The following is a 1,650-nucleotide window of genomic DNA, read 5'->3' on the forward strand; positions in this document are numbered from 1 at the left end:
TCCCAGCGGTACTCGGTGCTGGGGTTCAGCTGGGCGAAACGGCACCTACGGATCCGCGCTCGCAGCGCATCCTGGCAGGTCGCAGGGGCGGCCAACTACAAACTCGGGCGCGCAGCCCGTGCTATAGACCGGCCTGCCCATGCTGAATCCCCGGAAGCCCCTGGCTCGGACTGTCGCACCGTACGACGAGGACCAGGCCCTGTCACTGCCGGTACCAGAGCGGGCCTCCACCGATGTTCATACCGGGTACGAACGTGATCGAGTCGATCAACGCGCGGCTGCGGAAAGTCACCCGCAACCGCGGCCATTTCCCAACGGAGCAGGCCGCGGTCAAGGTGCTCTACCTGGCCATTCGTGAGCTGATCGAGCCCAAGACCCGCAGCAGGACGCACGTCGCGCCGCACTGGAAGGCTGCGCCGAACGCGTTCTCGATCTACTTCCAGGACCGCATTAACCTCTGAAACCCCAGGACTTACACGGAGTCACTGACACGCCCCCACTTGCCGCAGCACGCTCTATTTGCGTGCCGTAAGTGCCCGATTGCTGAACGGAATTGGGGTGCACAAGCCCCTCTTGCAGGAGTTCAGCCGGATTCGGAAGGCATCGGCACGGGCTTGCGGGGTGTGTGCGGAGCCATGGGGTAGCGGTAAGCCGTGGCCACCCGGACCAAGAACTCGGTCTCCGCAGCTATGTCCGTGCCCCCCGAGTGGACCAGTCTGGCCGGGTCCGTGTGAGGCGGTTCGCCTGCAAGTTTGGCCCGGCGAGCCTCTCTGAGCATAAGGGCGAGAGCATGGGCATCTCCGCAGGAGAAGTCGGGTGAGCTCAGTTCATGGGTGGGGGCGTGGTCAGCCGGCACGTACTCGCGCAGGACGAGGATCGCGTCACGGATCTCCACGAGCCTGCGGTAGATGATCAGATGCCGTGGTCCTTGAGGCCAGATGGCCTCCCGCAGGTGGTTGCGCGGTTTGTACAGCGCGACCGAGGGCACCACCTCGACAAGGTCGCGCCACAGCGGCCACAAACGATGCAGTGTTCTGACCTCGTCGACGGCTCGCCGAGCGTCGAGCAGGGTCGGGACGGCGATCGAGGCGGCCCGGAGCAGGCCGTGCAGGCCCATGGCGAGGGACAGGAGCGCCGGGATGCTCGGTGACCGCACTGGTATGTAGATGAGGTATCCGACCCAGAAGAGTCCGGCGAAGGCGGTTCCCAGGCCGAAGAGCGCCAGACTCGTCCGTGACGGGCCTTTGGCGCTGCGCCGGCTGTAGCGCCAGCACACGATGACGCAGGCGCTGTCGGAGGCGAGGTGCATGCCCAACAGGGTGAGCCAGAACTCCAGGGACGGCAGCGGGGTGCCATGCGGGGCGACAGTGTCCTGCGTGTGCGCGGGCGCTGTTGCATCGAAGACCACGAGGGAGAGCAGGAGCGCCGCGCTGATCAGGTGCAGCCGCTTCCTCGGCGGGCCACCGCCCGTGACGACGAGGAGGAGGTCGAGAACGACGACGGCGGAGAAAGCCCCGAACAGATGGGTCTGCTGCACGATCGGGTGACATCTTGACCTGACCCACCTCTGAGGTTCCAGTTCTGGTGGCTAACTGACAGCCCTTCACGGAAGGCTGGCAGTCATGCCTCGTCCCTATCCTCCGGAGTTCC

Annotated in this window: 1 protein-coding gene and 1 pseudogene; one reads left to right on the forward strand and one right to left on the reverse strand. The window is 65.6% G+C overall.

Annotated elements, in window-relative coordinates:
• Nucleotides 1-248: 248 nt before the first annotated feature.
• Nucleotides 249-461: pseudogene (locus tag ADK54_RS11875) on the forward strand (transposase); the annotation flags it as partial.
• Between the two features lie 122 nt (nt 462-583).
• Here ADK54_RS11875 and ADK54_RS11880 read toward each other — a convergent pair.
• On the reverse strand, nt 584-1,537 hold the full coding sequence (locus ADK54_RS11880; RefSeq protein WP_053725553.1) for an MAB_1171c family putative transporter: 954 nt from the start codon (nt 1,535-1,537) through the stop codon (nt 584-586).
• Nucleotides 1,538-1,650: the final 113 nt, after the last annotated feature.

It is taken from the genome of Streptomyces sp. WM6378, assembly GCF_001279695.1.
GTDB lineage: Bacteria > Actinomycetota > Actinomycetes > Streptomycetales > Streptomycetaceae > Streptomyces.